This window comes from Streptomyces eurocidicus, from assembly GCF_002891295.1.
GTDB lineage: Bacteria > Actinomycetota > Actinomycetes > Streptomycetales > Streptomycetaceae > Streptomyces > Streptomyces eurocidicus.
This window is the reverse complement of record NZ_LGUI01000005.1, coordinates 22,687-38,717: the sequence shown is the minus strand read 5'-3', so window position 1 is coordinate 38,717 and position 16,031 is coordinate 22,687. Positions and strand designations below refer to the sequence as shown.

The following is a 16,031-nucleotide window of genomic DNA, read 5'->3' as shown; positions in this document are numbered from 1 at the left end:
GGACGGACACGCCCGCCATCCCCACCGGCGTGCCCGGCACCCACCCCGTATGCCCCTGAACGGACCACACCACCCTCACGCTCCCCGGTGTCCCCGCCCGGAGGCGCTACGCTCCGAAACGCGTGCACACGCACCGACCGCGAGGAGGCGTCATCAGCGAGTACACCACTCCGTCACAGGCCGAAGGCGAACGCCTGCCGGAAGACGAGGACGAGTCCCAGGCCAGGGAACACCACCACCCCGACACCACCCGCACCACGCCCTCCCAGGCCGAAGGCGAACGCGCCACGAACGACGAACCCTGACCTCTGCCCCACATAGGGGCGCTGACACAAGGGCCCGTAGCCGACCCCGGCGTTTTGGCATGGCGTTCCAGTCATGACGTCATCGGGCCATGCTGTACAAGACGCCGGCGCTGGAGGCCGATGACCACCGGACCCTCACGGAGATCGAGGAGATACGGGTACGTCTTCGGCACCAGCTGCGGGTGCGGCCGCGCTGGTCCGGTCAGCTGCGGCGGAATGACGCGCGGGCGATCGCCGGGTCGAACACGATCGAGGGCTACGCCGCGACGGTGGACAACGCCGGAGCGCTAAGCGCGTCGTCTACGCGCTGCTCCCTGCCTTCCGAGGATCGAGGGTTCGCCGCACCGGCTACCAGCAGGACGCTGACTTCTCCCCCTGGCGGGAGCCGGGCACTCTCCCCTGCCGTCGCCCTTCGTGCCCCTGGCCTCCGCCTTGGTCTCTGTCCCTGCTCCTGCCCTGGTCTCTGGCCTTTTGGCTTGCTGCCCCTTCCGGGGGGCGCGTGGAGTGTTCGGCGTGCGCCTGCGAAAGCCCGTCCACAGTAGGGGAGTTGCTGTGGGTGAGCGGAGTGTGTTCCGTGGCCGGGTGGAGGTAACGAGTGGGAGAAATCGGGAGGATCCTGAGTTTGGTCGTCCGGAATAGCGGAAAACCTAGCCGCGCGCTCTCTGCGTTCCCACCCGTTCTCTGTGTTCTCGTCTGTTTCGTGCCGCTCTGCGTGTTCCTGCGTGTTCGTTCGTCCCACTGCCGGTAGTTCACCCCCCTTGGCTTGAGGGACCGTCTATGTCTGGAAGACCCGTATACGTCGCCGCGCACGCTCCCGGAGCCCTGCCCCTCGTTGGTCATGCCTGGCCCCTGCTCCACCGTCCTCTGCCCTTCCTCAGCTCCCTCCCGCAGTACGGTGATCTCGTCGAGATCCGTCTCGGACGCGTCCGTGCCCACGTCCCCTGCCATCCTCAGCTCCTGCGTCGCGTCCTGTCTGACGACCGTACTTTTGACAAGGGTGGGCCGTTGTTCGCCCGATTGCGTGATCTTGTCGGTAATGGGCTGGGCAGTTGCCCGTATGGTGATCACCGTCGTCAGCGGCGTCTTGTGCAGCCTGCTTTCCAGCGTGCCCGTATCGAGGACTACGCCGGTGTCATGGTGGATGAGGCTCTGCGCCTGGCGGCCGAGTGGCGGCCGGGGGAGACCGTCGACGCCTTTCCCGCGATGTTCGGTCTCGCCCTGCGCACGGTGACCCGTACGCTCTTCTCCTCCTGTGTCGGCGAGGACGAGGTGGCGCGGCTGCAGCGTTTCTTCGAGACCGCTCTCGCCGGTCTCTTCCGCCGTATCTTCGTCCCCGCCGCCCTCCAGCGTCTGCCCTTGCCCGCCAACCGCCGTTACGCCCATGCTCTGGCCGGTCTCCACGGCTGTGTGGACCAGCTCATCACCGGCTACCTCAGCGCTGGTGAGCGGCAGTACACCACTGCCGCTCACCAAGGCCCCTGCCAGGGCGAGCGCGAGGACCGCGGGGATCTTCTGTCGGCGTTGGTCGCGGCCAGGGAGGAGGGCTCCGCACTGAGTGACGGTGAGCTCCATGACCAGGTCATCACCATGCTCCTGGGTGGCGCTGAGACTGTCGCCGCCGCTCTGACCTGGGCCCTGTACGCCCTGACCTGTAATCCCCGTGTCGCGCGCGGTCTTCACGACGAGATCGACCAGGTGCTGGCCGGCCGCCCGCCCGCTTACCGGGACCTGCCTCATCTGCCCCGTACCAGCCAGATGATCTGCGAGACCCTGCGCCTGTACCCGCCGGCATGGCTGTTCACCCGCGTCACGACCCGCCCGCTGAACCTCGCCGGCCGCTACCTGCCCCTGGGCACCACCCTCGTCATCAGCCCGCCCGCCCTTCACCACGATCCGGCCCTCTATCCCCGCCCCGCCGACTTCCTTCCCGACCGTTTCGCGGGTGAGCGCCCCGGAGTGCCGCCCCGGGGCGAGTTCACCGGTTTCGGCGCGGGCGCCCGCCGCTGCCTGGGCGACACCTACGCACTCGCCCAGACCACCCTGACCCTGGCCACCCTCACTCAGCGATGGCGGGTGGAATGCGCCCCAGGTACCGACATCCGCCCCCAGCCCCTGTCCGCCGTCCACCGCCCTCGCCACCTCCTACTGCACCTGGCCCCCCGCACCCCCAGCCCCCACCACTAGGGCGTGTCCGCAAAGTCATGGTGTGAGCCGTAACAGCAGGCAGGCGATGGTGACCATGGCGTGGTAGTGGTCGGCTCGTTTGTCGTGCTGGACGTGAGCCAGGAGCCGGGCGGCCCCGTGGGCGGGGTTGCCGAAGACGGGGGCGGCGTGGTTCCGCGCGGACCTGAAGGAGACCGGGCCGCCCGACAGGTGGCCCTCGGCGGTGTCGTTGCCCGCGACGGTCAGCAGTACACGGGCGTACCCGTGGAGCCGGCCGGCCGACGGCTGACGCCGTCGGCTGCCTTGGGCCGGTTCCAGAGACTGGTGCTGACGGATGATCTACTCGGTGTGCAGCACCGCGGCGATGGTCATGCGGGCCGCCGACCGGGCCGGGACCAGGGCGCCGAGGACCGCGATCGTCACACCCGCCAGGAGCATGGCGGCCAGCTGCGGGGCATGCCACACGTCCTTCATGTACTCCGGGAAGTCGATCACTCCGACATGGTCCACGACGAGGCGGTGGGCCGCGATTCCGAGCGGGATGCCGAGCAGCCCGCCGACCGCGCCGAGCCCGGCGACCGAGGTCACCGTCATCACCACCACCTGCCGGGGCGTCATGCCGATCGACTTGAGCATGCCCAGGTCCCGGCGCCGCTCACGGGTGTTGAGGAGCACGGTGTTGAAGACGCCGAGCGAGGCGACGAGGGTCAGCAGCACCGTGAACACCGTGGCGAAGGTGATGACGGTGGCGGTGCCGGCGTTGCCGGAGTCCATCACCGACGCGTGCAGGGCCGGGTCGAGTGCCGCGACCGCGTCGGCGTAGGCGCGCGCGTCGGCGCCGGGGGCGAGCCGCACCGTGTACTCGGTGGCATGGGCGTCCGGTGCGAGCCGGGCATAACTCTCCCAACTGGCCTCCAGCGCACGGGCGTTTCCCTCGATGACCTGGCCCACGACGGTCGCGGTGATCTTCCGGCCGTTCAGCTCCAGCGTGACCCGGTCGCCGAGCTTCAGCCCGCGCTGGGTCAGGAACGCCGGCCCGGCCGCGATCTCGCCCGCCGCGGCCGGCGCCCGGCCCTTGACAATGGTGTGGTCGTACACGGAGTCGTCGCCGCGGTAGAAGTCGGCGAAGACGGGCTGGGTCTGCCCGGTCATGTTCGCCTGGGACAGTGCGCGGGCCCGTACCCCCTTGGCGCCCGGCAGGGAGCGCAGCCGTTCCTCGATCTGCACGTCACCGAGGCGCGGCGGTGTCCGGTCGGGGCCCGACCCCCCGGTCGTCACGTGGATGCGGGCGCCGCCGTCCTCCTTCCCGACCTCGCCGTACGCCAGCAGAGTGCTGGTCAGCCCGGTCGACAGGGTCACCGTGGTGACGCCGAGGACGATGGCCGCCAGGGTCAGCAGGGTGCGGGCGGGGCGGGCGAAGGGCTGGCCCAGGCCCAGGCTGACCGGGCGCGGCAGCCGGGTGGCGCCGAGCATCCGCTGGACGCGCAGTCCGCGCCCGGTCCGCGGCGCGCCGCCCGCGCTGATGGCCCGTGCGGCGGGCAGCCGGTGGGCGCGCAGGGCGGGCACCAGCGCGGCGAGCAGGACGAGGGCGGGCATGCCCACGAGGCAGGCCACCGACACCCACGGGCTGATCTCGCCGACCGAGGCCCGGCCCACGTCGATGCCGGTGAACGCGACCTTCAGGATCGGCCCGGCCAGCGCGTTGCCGGCCAGCGTGCCGAGCACGCAGCCCGCCGCGGCCGGTACGGAGAGCATCGTCAGGTAGACGGCGACGACCTGGTTCGGGGTGAAGCCCAGGGCTTTGAGGACCCCGATGTGCCGGTAGCCGGAGACGACCGCGCCGCTGACCACGTTGCCGACGATCAGGGCGGAGACCAGCAGGCCGAGGACGCCGAAGAGCGTCATGAACGGGAGGTAGGAGTCGGCCATCGCGGAGAAGGCATGCTTGAGGGTGAGGTAGGTCTGTGTGCCGGTCAGCGAGTCCTTGGGCAGTCCCGCGGTGGCCCGGGCCAGCCCGGCGCTCAGTTCGGCCTCCGTGGCGGAGTCCGTGAAGCGGTAGAGCATCTGGGCGGAGGTCGGGTGCAGTGCGGCCATCTGCTCGGGCGAGACCCAGGCGCTCGCCGACTTGCTCATGCTGGTGGCGAATCCGACGACGGTCAGCGTCCCCCCGCCGGGGGTCTCCAGCTCGGTGCCGAGGAGTGCGGTGCCGGGGGAGCCCTGGGCGGACCAGTTGACGACTATCTCGCCGGGTGCGGTGGCCCAGTGGCCCTCAAGCAGGTCGATCCGGTCCACGGGGCCCGCCGGGTCGGCCCGGCCCACCACGCTGAGGGTGCCGCCCGCCATCCAGAGCCAGTCCTTGGGGATGTCGACGACGGCCTGGCCGAACGGTCCGGCCGCGGCCTCCACCCCGGGCTGCCGGGCGGTCCGCGCCAGCTGCTCCGGCGAGACCTTCGTGGTGTCGAAGCCCGCCACCGTGTGGGCGCCGCGCTGCGCGGCGTATGCCTTGTCGAAGGGGCTCGAGGCGGCGGTCAGCAGAGCCAGTGCGAGCAGGACGGTCGTGGTGGAGCAGAGCACGACGAGTCCGATGACGAAGGTCTGGAGCCGGCGGCGCTTCACGGCCGCGCGCGAGGCCCTCCACACGGCGCTCACGCGGTCGCCTCCAGCGCGCTCTCGCGGGCGACCCGGCCGTCGGCGACTTCGACCAGGCGGCTGGCACAGCGGGTGGCCAGCTGCGGGTCGTGGGTGACGATCAGCAGGGTCTGGCCGATCTGGTTGAGGTCGATCAGCAGGTCCATCACCTGCTCGCCCGACCGGCTGTCGAGGGCGCCGGTCGGCTCGTCGGCCAGCAGCAGGGCCGGGCGGTTCATCAACGCCCGTGCCACGGCGACGCGTTGGCGCTCGCCGCCGCTCAGTGTCGCCGGATAGTTGTTCCGGCGCTCGGCGACACCGAGTTCGTCCAGGAGCTCCAGGGCACGGCGGCGCGCCAGGCGGGCCGGGGTGCCGGTCAGCTGGGCGGCCAGCGCCACGTTGTCCAGGACGGGCAGGTCGTCGATGAGGTTGAAGAACTGGAAGATCATGCCGACGTTCCGCCGCCGGAACAGCGCCAGGCCGGTCTCGTTCAGCTTCCCGAGGTCGTGACCTTGCACCTCGACCGTGCCCGACGTCGGCCGGTCCAGGCCGGCCACCATGTTGAGCAGGGTGGACTTGCCGCAGCCGGAGGGGCCCATCACGGCGACCGCGTCGCCCGCCCGGATCTCCAGCGAAAGGCCGTCCAGGGCCTTCGCGTCGCCGTACTCCTTGTGCACGCCGTCCAGCCGCACCACTACTTGCCGGGCACCGTCATGATCAGTTGTCATGGCTCGAACCTAGGCCGGGACCGATGACCGGGCGTCACCCCCCGGATGTATCCGTCCGGGGAGGTCATCCCGGAGATGTACGGCGCTGCATCGGGGGGGGGGCGATGCGCGGCACGCCGGGGCACCTGCGAAGATGATCCGGTGGGGGAATCCTGGACGATGTGGCTGGTCATCGCCCTGATGGCGGCAGTCGGCGCCGCCGGGTGGCTGTGTGCGGCGGCGGCGCGGGCGCGGCGGCGGCACCGGGCGGCCATCGAGGAGCGGGGCTGGCTCCTCGAGCGGGAACGGGAGAGCGCGACGCGGACCGCGGTGGACGCCGAGCGGGCCAGGATCGCAGCCGAGCTCCACGACATCGTCAGCCACAACGTGAGCGTCATGGTGATCCAGGCCGGGGCCGCCCGCGAGGTGCTGGCCACCATGCCCGAGGAAGCGGCGGCGGCGATGAGCGCCGTCGAGACCGCCGGGCGCAACACGATGACCGAGCTGCGCCACCTGCTCGGCCTGCTCGCGCCCGCGCAGAACGGCGAGGACGAGCCGTACGGCGTGGACCTGTCGCCGCAGCCGAGCCTGAGCCGGCTCGGCCCGCTGATCGACCGGATCGCCTTCGCCGGCCTGCCCGTTGAGATACGAATCTCGGGTGAGCCGCGCCCGCTGCCGACCGGGATCGACGTCACCGCCTACCGGATCATCCAGGAGGGCCTGACCAATGCACTCAAACACGGGGACGAGGCGAAGGCCGAGGTGACGGTGCGGTACACGGACCACTACCTGCGCGTCGAGGTGCTGAACAGCGGACCGAGCGTCCTGTCGGGCGGCGCGCCCGCACAGAAGGAGCCGGGCCGGGGCCAGGCGGACGGAGCGGGACGCGGGCTGCTCGGCCTGCGGGAGCGGGTCGCCGTCTACGGCGGCGACCTGGACGCCCGCCGTCGCCTTGGCGGCGGCTACCGCGTCCGCGCCCGGATCCCGCTGGACCGGCCATGACGACGCACACCGGGCCCGCCCCACGCGTCGTGATCGCCGACGACCAGGAGCTGGTGCGCACCGGCTTCCGCATGATCCTGACCGCGCGCGGCATCGACGTGGTGGGCGAGGCCGGTGACGGGGCCGAGACGGTGGCCGCCGTGCGCAGGCTGCGGCCCGACGTCGTCCTGATGGACATCCGGATGCCCGTCATGGACGGCCTGGAGGCCGCCCGGCGCATCCTCGCGCAGGACCCGGACTGCCGGGTGATCATGCTGACCACCTTCGACCTCGATCAGTACGTCTACGCCGCCCTCGCCGCCGGCGCCAGCGGCTTCCTGCTCAAGGACGTCACCCCCGCGCATCTGGCCGCTGCCGTGCGCCTGGTCGGCACCGGTGACGCGCTGCTCGCACCCTCGATCACCCGCCGCCTTGTGGAGCGCTTCGCCTCCGCCGCTCCGGCGGCCGGTCCGGCTCCCGCGGCCCCGGCCGTCCACCGCGACCTGGCCGCACTAGGGAACGTATTGGGTTGTGATCAAGAGGTGCTGCGGGTGAGGTCTTTGATCCAGATCATCGCGGCACGGAGGTGGAGGCCGGCGAGGTAGCTTGCCGGGGTTTGGTCGTATCGAGTGGCGATGCCTCGCCAGGCCTTCATTTTGTTGATCAGACGCTCGACGGTGTTGCGTTCTTTGTAGAGATCGGGGTCGAAGCTGACGGGCCGGCCGCCGGTGCTGCCTTTCTTCTTCCGGTTGGCGGCCTGGTCCTTCTTCTCTGGGATGACTGCTTTGATGCGTCGTTTCCGCAGATGAGCGCGGTTGCCGCGGGAGGAGTAGGCCTTGTCCGCGGCGACCGCGTCAGGCCGGGTGCGAGGGCGGCCGATGCTCTGCCGGATGCGTACCTTCTTCAGCACGGGGATGAACTGCGGGCTGTCGGCGGCCTGTCCCGCGGTCAGCACGATGGCCAGCGGGCGGCACTTTCGATCGCTGGCGAGGTGGATCTTGCTGGTCTGGCCGCCTCTGGAACGTCCGAGCAGGGCGGCTTTCAAACGGACCTGGTGACGGCGCCGGATGCGGCGTCGTGCCTCCCGCTCGAGGCCATCTCCACCGTGTCCGTCTTGTTCTTCCGGGCCACCCCCTTTTGCCGGGCCTTCCCCTCTTCGGCTGAGGCTTTCTCCAGGGCGGCAAGGACGCCGGGGTCCAGATGCATCCCGGCGGCGTCGTGGTGAGCCCTGACCGTGGTGGAGTCCACGCTGACCAGGGACACGTCCACCTCACCCCGCCTCGCCGCCTGTGCGATCGAGGCCTCCAGCAGGGCTTCGAAGACACCGGCGTCCCTCCACTGACGGAAGCGGTTGTGGACAGTCGGCCAGGCGCCGAACTCGGACGGCATCTCCCGCCACTGCCCACCCGTACGAAACCGCCAGATCACGCCCTCGAACTGCTGCCGCAACCGCTCGGGGTAAGGCCCGAACCTGCCTACCGGCAGGAAGGGCTCGATGAACTCCCACTCCACATCCGTCAGTTGCGCTCTCGTCACATATGACGGTCTACCGGACCAGGACCCACCATGAGGTCGAATCGAACAAACTGATCACAATCCGATACACGCCCTAACGCCGCGCGAGCGCGAGGTCCTGACGCTCATGGGCCGGGGGCTGTCCAATGCCGAACTGGCTCGTGAGCTGACGCTCAGCGAGGCGACGGTGAAGACCCATGTGGCCCGGATCTTCGCCAAGCTGACCCTGCGCGACCGGGCCCAGGCCGTCGTCCTCGCCTACGAGACAGGACTCGTCTCACCGGGCGAGTCCGCTGACACCGCCAACCCCTGCGGATAGCCGGCATTACGGATTGTGGTGCCGTGGGGAACCCGCTTCGCCCGCACCGAGGCCACGGTCGCCGACGGAGGGCCCGTCCACGGTGTTCCAGTACGGCAGCCGCCGGCTGTGGGACGAGGTCGAGGCCGCGCACGCCTAGTGGCAGGAGCAGGGCCGGCCCGGGGGAACCACCGTCTTCCGGCCTTGTGCCGCCCCGACCCCCTGCTGCACGCTGCGCGTGGAGGGCCCGGCGATTGCGCGGCGCATGGGGGTGGCTGGGTTGTTCATATGCCCATCATGTGGGGATCCATGGCTGTTTCCAGCATGATGAGGCTTTTTTCGGGGCAGCTGCTGCCGATGGTGCAGTCGTAGTGTTCGCAGCCGGGTCCTTCCAGTTTGCCGCTGGATGCATGGCTGCCCGGCGGTCCACCGGTCGCGGTGAAGGTGACGGGGGCGTCGGTCATCTGGTAGCGGAGCGCGGCTGCGCCGGACTCCCAGGGGAAGTGGACCGAGGAGACCTGGAAGGTGTCCGATTCCCGGGGATGAAGGACGTGGCCTTCGTCCGGGGCTTCGTCGAACGACCCGGATACCGCCTTCGACGTCAGTACGAGAGCGTGCGTCGACTGGTTGCTCACGGTGACCTCGTAGTGCTCACGTTCCGGCAGGGGAGTTCCGGTCGCGATGGCTGTGTCCCTGAGCTTCTTTGCGAATTCCTTGTTCATGCCCTCCAGCGTGCGCGCGGGAGCGGGCATGCAGGGTCATCCGACCGCCGGGACGAGCGGGGGAGCACAGGACCCCCGATCGGTGGGTGCTGTGCGCCGGCCACCGAGCGGCCTTGGAACCTCCCGGCCGCCGGGGCCAGCCTGACCCGCACCTGACACAGCACGGGGGTGGACTGCCGACCCCCAGACGCGTAGGTTCACGCCACCGCTCCTCGATCCCGGCATGGGGCTCGGGGCGCACCTGGCCGACACTTCCGCACCGGGTCAGCGCCTCCGCAAGGTCGGGCACATCAGCGCAGGTGCGACGACCATGCCTTCCCTCTGCGGGTGGCCAGCCTGGCCCGAAGGGGTAGAAGAACCATCGCGCCGCTCGGGCCTCTCCCAGAGGCCGAAGTGGACCAGCTTGATTTCCTCCCCGCACAGGCGCCCGGGACCTTGAACGTCCCATACGAGCCTCAGGTCGGCGGATCCGCGAAAACTCCCCGGACAGTGCCAACTCGCCGACCCCACCCGTAGTGTTCACGCCGGGGCCTCGGCTCGAGCCGACGCTGCCCGCGCGCGCCGCGGTACTCAAGGGTCTGCCGGCCGAGGTCCGCGAGGGTACCCGCACAGCGCCCGAGTTCGGCGTGCTGCTCGTAGCGCGAGTGGCTGCCGGCTGGTCCGAGCCGTTCCACATGCACGACGCCTTCGTGATCCCGCACGCTGTACCCGGTGGCGACGTGGTGGCCGCTGATGTCGACGGCGGATGCGGGAATCTGAGCCGCCTCCAGGGCAAGAGCGATCGCGCACAGGCTGGAGGCACTTCCACTGCGCGGGCACGGAAACCGACCGTCCGGCCGCGGACTCGGCGAAGCGGGTGTCCGGTTCGACCGGCACCAGTGGGCTTGGTGAAGGGGAAGGTACCGGGGGACCGTTCGAGCACGGAGCTCTGATGTTCCTCCAGCTGAGGGCAGGAGTTGTCGGCAACGGACGGGTCTACCGAACGCGTACGCGCGGATGTACGAAAAGGAGATGCCGCGCGTAAGGCCCTGACGTAACTTGCGCAGCAGGACTGTGACACTTACTTCCGGAGGGTTGATGGTTCCGGAACTGGTCAGGACCTGGGTCGCCGGCTGGGCCGTGTCACGCGGCACGCCTTCACCGGTCGAACGGCCTTGGGGCCTCTACCTCGAGGTGGGCCACCCCGCCCAAGTGGCACGCCACGTACTGCCCGATGCGGACGGGTTCGCGGTACGCGCAGCTGCCGACTCGGTGAGCGTGCCGCACACCTGGCTCAAAGTCCCCATGGAGCCCGAGGACGTCGGTCACTGGCTCACTGAGGGCTGGGCGGTGGACAAGGACGAGACGGGGTACCTGATGGCCGTGGATCTGCGGTCCACGGACCCGGTGGTCCCCGAGGGCTACTCCGTGTCCGTGGAGACCCACGACGGTGTCGTCCATGTCCGGGTGCACGACGCCGCGGGCGATGCCGCGGCCAGGGGGCAGATGGTCGTTGTCGGCCGGGCGGCGGTCGTCGACAAGGTCGGGACCGACGACACCCATCGCCGTCGTGGCCTGGGCGCCTTCGTGATGCGCGCCTTCGCCGACCACGCCGTCGCGCGGGGCGCGGTCCTCGGCGTGCTGGGCGCGACCCCCGAGGGCCGCTCGCTGTACGAGAACCTGGGCTGGAAGGTGCACGCACCGCTGGCAGCCTGCATCTACAAGCCCTAGACAGGTACTGTCCCGTACGGGTCGGGCGCGGTTGTCGCACCGACCGGACCAGGGCGGCCGGCAACGCTGCGACGTGCGGCCGGGGCCGGCCGCGATACCGGACGGCGGTGGCCACACCGATGCGGCGGGCGGGGCCTGGGTGCGCGCGGGAAGGAACGCCCGCGCGCGCCCCCGGGCCGGGTGCGCCGCCATGCGGCTGTCCGCTGCGGGTCGTGAGCGAGATCCCGGTGAAGGCGGGCGGGGCCGGGCGGTACGCGGTCAGCGGCGGAGATCGATCCGGTACACGCGCCGGAGACGCGGATGCTCCGCCAGGCACCAGAGCCGGCCCGCGTCGTAGCTGAGGTCCTCGGGTCCGATGGCGAGCGTTCCATGCCTTTTCGGGCTGCCCTTGCGGCCCTTGTGCAGCCACAGCTGTCCCGGCTTCGGGGTGCGTTTCCTGTTCTCCCCGTCCTCCTCGTTGTCCTTGGGGCCTTTCTTGCCACGGACGTTGGCGGCGTAGTAGGCGTCGCCGCCCACCGCGACCGCCCCCTGGACGTAGGGCTTGGACAGCCAGTCCTCGTCGGACAGCCCGTCGGTCAGGTAGCCGGTCGGGGCCAGGCTCCAGCGCACGACCCTGCCCCTGGGGCCGTCGTCCCGGAATTCGCTGACGACCAGGGAGTGGGGTTCGTCGGGGCGCGTGCGGTCCAACGACAGCTGCGAGTGCCGCAGCCGGCCGCCGCCCCGGTTCTCGTACAGGTGGTGCAGCGGAAGGATGTAGTCGTAGTTGAATGCCTTGCGCTTGTCCGCGCCCTGTACCTTGACCATCCGGGTGAGGTCGAAGGCGCTCACCCCGCCCTGTTTGAAGGGGGCGAGCAGGCCGGGCAGGTTGGCGACGTAGAGGAAGTTCCCGACCCAGGCGACGCCGCCCGCGTGCATGACCACTGGCTTGAAGGTGGCGGTGTCGTTGCCGTGCAACTGGCTGGGCTCCACCAGCAGCACATGCTCGTAGCGGGGCTGCTTCGGGTCACCGGTCACGTCGATGAAGCTGATCCGGGCGCCCCGGTACTCGTAGTTCCCGTAGCCGTACCAGCTGACCGCGACGACCTTCCTGCCACCCACCGTGCCGCCGTAACCGTCGACGCTGGTGCTGATCCCCTGCGGATACCACTGGGTGGTCTCGCCGTCCAGCTTGCGATGTGGGTCCTTGGTGTCCGGATCCCAGGCGAAGCCGTAGTCGAAGCCGGTCGGCTCCACTCCCTTGACAGGTCCGTCACCCCAGCCCTTCAGGACGCCACCGGCGCGCTTCGCCCGCCGCAGCACGTCCTCGACCAGGTCGGCGCGGGGCAGACGGCGGCGCAGGGTATCGGCGGCGTCGTGCCAGTCGCGGTGATACTGCGAGGGGCTGAGCCGCATCGTCAGGGCGAAGTCGCCGGGTGCCGCCCGTGCCGTGGACGGTACGAGCAGGCCGCCGGCGCCGGCGGCGAGGGGTGCTGCCGCCATGCCGCGCAGAATCGTTCTTCGTGTGGTGTCCATGGCCAGGCACCGTAGGGGCGGAGCCCGACATTCGGTACGGACGTGACGTCGGCGGCCGTGAGAGGTGACGGCCGTCCGGGTCGGGCCGTGGCATGGGGCACCACTTCCGGGCCGGCCGACGGGGGCGTCAGCATGCGCACTGTGCACCGTGGGAACGGCACTTCGCCCCTGCACGCGCAGTCCCTGCCGCGAGAGGCACGGACCTTCCGAGAACCCGGCTGTCAGTGCCCGGCGCTGATCAGCTGGGCCACCCTGGCACCCGTCAGTTCGGTGGCGAGCACGCTGTTCTCCAGCGGCAGCAGGCGGTGCGCCTTGCACAACTGTGTCGGCAGCGCCGCATACTCCTCCCCGGTGACGCGCGCCCAGGACGGGTCGAACCGCACCCGGATGATGAGGTCGCGGGCCTGTTCGGAGACGATCGTCGACGCCAGGAGCCACAGCCCGGGCTCCCGCGTGGTGCCTGGCGGATCGAAGGCCAGGTGCAACAGCGACGCCGCCCGGCCCAGCGGGTGGTTCAGCCGGTGCCAGAGGATCCGTCCTTCCGCGTCGATCCGGCCGAAGGTGCCGGTCCCCGCCTTCGCGGTGCCGAGGAGCACCACCCAGATGCCGCCGGGGCCGCCGATCAGGCCGACCGGGGTGCTGCCCTGCTCCACCGGGACAGGGATCTGGGAGGTGCGTCCGGTGCGCGGGTCGATGCGCAGCAGTGAGCTCGCAGTGTCCTGGCTGACGTAGAAGTCCCCACTGACCGGGTGCTGTGCGGCGAAGATGGGGTGGGGCTCGGCGTCGAAGAGGCGGTGGCGGCCGGGACGCGTGTGGTCCAGGGCCAGGACCTGGTCGCTGCCCTTCAGGGTCACCCACAGGGTGTCGCCGTACTCGTTGACGTAGTGCGGCCCCCGACCACCGCCCGGAACGGCGATCTCCCGTTCGATGCACGGGGTGGCTTCCAGGGAGTCCGCCCGGGGATCCACCAGGAGCAGACGGTCGGCGCTTTCGTGCGTGGCCCAGATCCGCCCGGGGTGGCGCGAGGAGACCGTCAGCCCGTGCAGCATCGCGTCGGAGGATCCCAGGGGGAACGCCTTGGCGGCCGTCACCTGCTCCGTGCGGGAGTCCAGCTGGAGCTTCACCAGCCGGCTGTTGGACATCTGGGACACGAGGACTATCGGGCGCCCCGGGACTCTGACGATCTCGTGCGTTTCATCGGCGGGTGGCAGCTCGTACTCCGTGACTGTCCGCCAGGAGGCCCCCGCGGGTGGAGAGACCGTGTTCCGGTACCGCGAGCCTGCGGCCGCGGTGCCCGGCGTTCCGAACAGCGTCCCGGCTGCCGCGAGGCTGCTCAAGGACATCAGCCGGCGGTGAAAGGTGCGGCGGTCCAAGTTGCTCTCCAGCCAGACGCGACTCTTGGGTGACGCGTCCATGTAAGCGGCGCTGCCGGATCATCAGATAGCGGATCCGGTGGATTCCCTCTTGTGGGTGAGGTGGAAAAACGCCACCGGGCCCGGGCATGGGGGTGGCTGGGTTGCTCATATGCCCATCATGTGGGGATTCATGGCTGTTTCCAGCATGATGAGGCTGTTTTCGGGGCAGCTGCTGCCGATGGTGCAGTCGTAGTGTTCGCAGCCGGGTCCCTCCAGTTTGCCGCTGGATGCATGGCTGCCTGGCGGTCCACCGGTCGCGGTGAAGGTGACGGGGGCGTCGGCCATCTGGTAGCGGAGCGCGGCTGCGCCGGATTCCCAGGGGAAGTGGACCGAGGAGACCTGGAAGGTGTCCGATTCCCGGGGACGAAGGACGTGGCCTTCGTCGAACGATCCGGATACCGCCTTCGACGTCAGTACGAGAGCGTGCGTCGACCGGCGACCGACAGCGCTTCGAGGAAGAGCTGGATGCCGCCGACCTCGACGACCTGACCAGGGTCCGCGAGATCACCCAGGCGTACCGTCACCGCGTCCTGATGCGGTCCGACCCTGCGGCCATGGCCGCACTCACACGGGCGACGGAGGACGTCGCCGAGGAACTGCGCCGCAAGCTGGCCGAGGCCAGTGGCCGGTGGCCCACGCCTTCTACTCGGACGCCGCCCAGAAGATCCGCGCTGAGCTGACCCTGTGGGAGCGGGCTGCTGTCGAGGAGGTCCGCATCTCCCTGGAGTCCGACCTTGAACAGGGACGCGGTCTCCCCGACGCGGATCCGCGCTCGGAGTCGAAAGCGAGCTGGGCAGGGTGGTCGGGTTCGCCGGCCGCGCGGATGCGCCACTGGTCCTCGCCGGCCGGCTCGCCCGGCGCCTGGCCGACCAAATGCGGCTGACCGGGCCGATCCAGGACCCGGTGGGCTGGCTGATCGGTCTGGCCTGCCACAGCGTCAGTAATGCGGCGACGTGCGGTGCGACGACCCGGTGCTTCTCGGCTCCGACCAGGACTGCCCCCCGGGTGCGAGGAGTAGCAGGCCGACCGCCGTACCCAGCGCCGTGCGGCCGCGGTCGACGCGGCGATGCCCGGGACCCCGGGCGGCCAACAGGTGGCAGCTGCACCAGGACGTGACAGCCAAGGCCTGGGTGAAGGCGTACGAGTGGGAGCAGGCCCTCGCCGAAGCCGCGGTCGCGCAGCCGTCCGCCGATGTCCCGGTTGCCCCGGCGGGGCCCCGCCCGGCCGTCGTCGTCGCCGCTCCGGTGAAGGATCCCGCCGACGGCGACGACGGCCAGGAGCTGCTCCTCGAGAACCTGACCCGCGAGCAGGTCCTGGACTGGCGCAATCGCGCCGCCGCCGACCACCAGATCGTCCACGACCGCATCGCCCGGTATGGCGAGGCGTCAGCGCAGCGCCTGTCCATCCGGGGCTCGTCGCGACCGTGCAGCGCCTATCCGGTCTCGGGCACCTGGACCTCGGCTACACCCCGTGGGAGCAGGTGTGAGCGGCGGCGAGATGTCCGGCGTCGATCTGGCCCGAGTCACGCTGCGGGCCGCGGCGGCGGGGCCGTAAGGCGAAGTTGAAGCAGCGGCCAGCGGCCGGTCCGTATGGTGTGCTGAGACGGGCCCGAGCTGATGCGCCTCAGCGCGGCGATCGGCGCGCTGGTCACCGAGCGGGCCTGGGCGCTCCCGGCCGCCGGTGCGACGCTGCGGGAGCGGTGGACGGCCATCGCCCCGAGCTCGTCGCCGCCGTCGGCTTCGACCCGGGGCTCCGGCCGGCCCACCGTGTGCCCGGAGTCAGTAGCCTGGGTGACGAAGGCCCGCCTGGAGCAGACCCGGGTCATCGCAGCCGCCGGCAAGGCGGCGGGCCGCACCACCGTACGCGCTCTGAGGATCCTGCCGCCCGGTTCCGTCCCCACACCCGACCCGGCCCCCGTCGGACAGGAAGCCGCAGCCGCCGGTCCGGCGACCAGGGAGACCGCGTGCGACGGCTACAGCCGCGATGCGCGAGCCGAGTCACTGCACGTTCCCCGAACCTGAGCCCCGGAGGAGCGCCCTTCAGAAGTGTCTCGTCCAACCACCTTCAGGGCTCCA

General features: G+C 70.5%; 14 protein-coding genes and 2 pseudogenes. 9 read left to right on the top strand and 7 right to left on the bottom strand.

The window, feature by feature from the left end; all coding sequences use genetic code 11:
- The first annotated feature begins 122 nt into the window (after nucleotides 1–122).
- Nucleotides 123–305, top strand: a complete 183-nt coding sequence (locus AF335_RS17275; RefSeq protein ID WP_102919301.1) for a hypothetical protein — start codon at nucleotides 123–125, stop codon at nucleotides 303–305.
- A 777-nt stretch (nucleotides 306–1,082) separates the two neighbouring features.
- Entirely contained in the window at nucleotides 1,083–2,489 is a 1,407-nt protein-coding gene (locus AF335_RS17265; protein WP_102919300.1) for a cytochrome P450, read from the top strand.
- Between the two features lie 318 nt (nucleotides 2,490–2,807).
- Here the strand turns inward: AF335_RS17265 and AF335_RS17255 are convergent, their stop codons facing one another.
- Both AF335_RS17255 and AF335_RS17250 read right to left on the bottom strand, forming a co-directional pair.
- Nucleotides 2,808–5,117 carry an FtsX-like permease family protein gene (locus AF335_RS17255; protein WP_102919299.1) on the bottom strand — a complete coding sequence of 770 codons (2,310 nt, stop codon included), beginning with the start codon at nucleotides 5,115–5,117 and terminating at the stop codon, nucleotides 2,808–2,810.
- Nucleotides 5,114–5,824 (bottom strand): ABC transporter ATP-binding protein, encoded by a 711-nt coding sequence (locus AF335_RS17250; protein ID WP_102919298.1) that lies wholly within the window; start codon nucleotides 5,822–5,824, stop codon nucleotides 5,114–5,116. Before AF335_RS17250 ends, AF335_RS17255 begins: the two co-directional genes overlap by 4 nt.
- Nucleotides 5,825–5,965: 141 nt before the next feature.
- Between AF335_RS17250 and AF335_RS17245 the strand changes: the two genes are divergently transcribed.
- Both AF335_RS17245 and AF335_RS17240 read left to right on the top strand, forming a co-directional pair.
- A complete protein-coding gene (locus tag AF335_RS17245) occupies nucleotides 5,966–6,805 on the top strand; it encodes a sensor histidine kinase (RefSeq protein WP_244927065.1) in 840 nt (279 codons plus the stop codon).
- Nucleotides 6,802–7,389, top strand: a complete 588-nt coding sequence (locus AF335_RS17240; protein ID WP_102919296.1) for a response regulator — start codon at nucleotides 6,802–6,804, stop codon at nucleotides 7,387–7,389. The genes AF335_RS17245 and AF335_RS17240 overlap by 4 nt, the downstream gene beginning before the upstream one ends.
- On the opposite strand, the pseudogene AF335_RS17235 reads toward AF335_RS17240, so the two are convergent.
- Nucleotides 7,320–8,320: pseudogene (locus tag AF335_RS17235) on the bottom strand (IS5 family transposase). The gene AF335_RS17240 and the pseudogene AF335_RS17235 sit on opposite strands and share 70 nt — an antisense overlap.
- Before the next feature lie 55 nt (nucleotides 8,321–8,375).
- Here AF335_RS17235 and AF335_RS17230 point away from each other — a divergent pair.
- Nucleotides 8,376–8,618: pseudogene (locus tag AF335_RS17230) on the top strand (response regulator transcription factor); the annotation flags it as partial.
- 263 nt (nucleotides 8,619–8,881) lie between these two features.
- Here the strand turns inward: AF335_RS17230 and AF335_RS17225 are convergent.
- Nucleotides 8,882–9,319 carry a hypothetical protein gene (locus AF335_RS17225; RefSeq protein ID WP_146045548.1) on the bottom strand — a complete coding sequence of 146 codons (438 nt, stop codon included), beginning with the start codon at nucleotides 9,317–9,319 and terminating at the stop codon, nucleotides 8,882–8,884.
- Between the two features lie 1,191 nt (nucleotides 9,320–10,510).
- Between AF335_RS17225 and AF335_RS17220 the strand changes: the two genes are divergently transcribed.
- The gene (locus AF335_RS17220; RefSeq protein ID WP_244927064.1) at nucleotides 10,511–11,029 is read left to right on the top strand and encodes a GNAT family N-acetyltransferase; all 519 of its coding nucleotides are present in this window, start codon (nucleotides 10,511–10,513) and stop codon (nucleotides 11,027–11,029) included.
- 258 nt (nucleotides 11,030–11,287) lie between these two features.
- Here the strand turns inward: AF335_RS17220 and AF335_RS17215 are convergent, their stop codons facing one another.
- From AF335_RS17215 to AF335_RS34110, 3 genes are all read right to left on the bottom strand, one after another.
- Nucleotides 11,288–12,508: a hypothetical protein gene (locus AF335_RS17215; RefSeq protein ID WP_102919293.1), complete on the bottom strand. Its 1,221-nt coding sequence runs from the start codon at nucleotides 12,506–12,508 to the stop codon at nucleotides 11,288–11,290.
- 254 nt (nucleotides 12,509–12,762) lie between these two features.
- Nucleotides 12,763–13,692: an NHL repeat-containing protein gene (locus AF335_RS17210; RefSeq protein ID WP_102919292.1), complete on the bottom strand. Its 930-nt coding sequence runs from the start codon at nucleotides 13,690–13,692 to the stop codon at nucleotides 12,763–12,765.
- A gap of 369 nt (nucleotides 13,693–14,061) precedes the next feature.
- A complete protein-coding gene (locus AF335_RS34110; protein ID WP_146045547.1) occupies nucleotides 14,062–14,241 on the bottom strand; it encodes a hypothetical protein in 180 nt (59 codons plus the stop codon).
- Nucleotides 14,242–14,584: 343 nt separating this feature from the next.
- Here AF335_RS34110 and AF335_RS17200 point away from each other — a divergent pair, with 343 nt between their 5' ends.
- The 3 genes from AF335_RS17200 to AF335_RS17190 all read left to right on the top strand — a co-directional run bounded on the left by AF335_RS17200 (nucleotide 14,585) and on the right by AF335_RS17190 (nucleotide 15,977).
- On the top strand, nucleotides 14,585–14,839 hold the full coding sequence (locus tag AF335_RS17200) for a hypothetical protein (RefSeq protein WP_102919291.1): 255 nt from the start codon (nucleotides 14,585–14,587) through the stop codon (nucleotides 14,837–14,839).
- 229 nt (nucleotides 14,840–15,068) lie between these two features.
- Entirely contained in the window at nucleotides 15,069–15,521 is a 453-nt protein-coding gene (locus tag AF335_RS35680; RefSeq protein WP_228773287.1) for a hypothetical protein, read from the top strand.
- 51 nt (nucleotides 15,522–15,572) lie between these two features.
- Nucleotides 15,573–15,977: a DciA family protein gene (locus AF335_RS17190; protein ID WP_228773288.1), complete on the top strand. Its 405-nt coding sequence runs from the start codon at nucleotides 15,573–15,575 to the stop codon at nucleotides 15,975–15,977.
- Nucleotides 15,978–16,031: the final 54 nt, after the last annotated feature.

What these genes read in the sequence shown, in the direction of transcription:
- AF335_RS17265 (WP_102919300.1), top strand. Translation starts at nt 1,083, where the DNA reads ATGTCTGGAAGACCCGTATACGTCGCCGCGCACGCTCCCGGAGCCCTG.
- AF335_RS17250 (WP_102919298.1), bottom strand. Translation starts at nt 5,824, where the DNA reads ATGACAACTGATCATGACGGTGCCCGGCAAGTAGTGGTGCGGCTGGAC.
- AF335_RS17240 (WP_102919296.1), top strand. Translation starts at nt 6,802, where the DNA reads ATGACGACGCACACCGGGCCCGCCCCACGCGTCGTGATCGCCGACGAC.
- AF335_RS17225 (WP_146045548.1), bottom strand. Translation starts at nt 9,319, where the DNA reads ATGAACAAGGAATTCGCAAAGAAGCTCAGGGACACAGCCATCGCGACC.
- AF335_RS17215 (WP_102919293.1), bottom strand. Translation starts at nt 12,508, where the DNA reads ATGGCGGCAGCACCCCTCGCCGCCGGCGCCGGCGGCCTGCTCGTACCG.
- AF335_RS34110 (WP_146045547.1), bottom strand. Translation starts at nt 14,241, where the DNA reads ATGGCCGACGCCCCCGTCACCTTCACCGCGACCGGTGGACCGCCAGGC.
- AF335_RS17190 (WP_228773288.1), top strand. Translation starts at nt 15,573, where the DNA reads ATGCGCCTCAGCGCGGCGATCGGCGCGCTGGTCACCGAGCGGGCCTGG.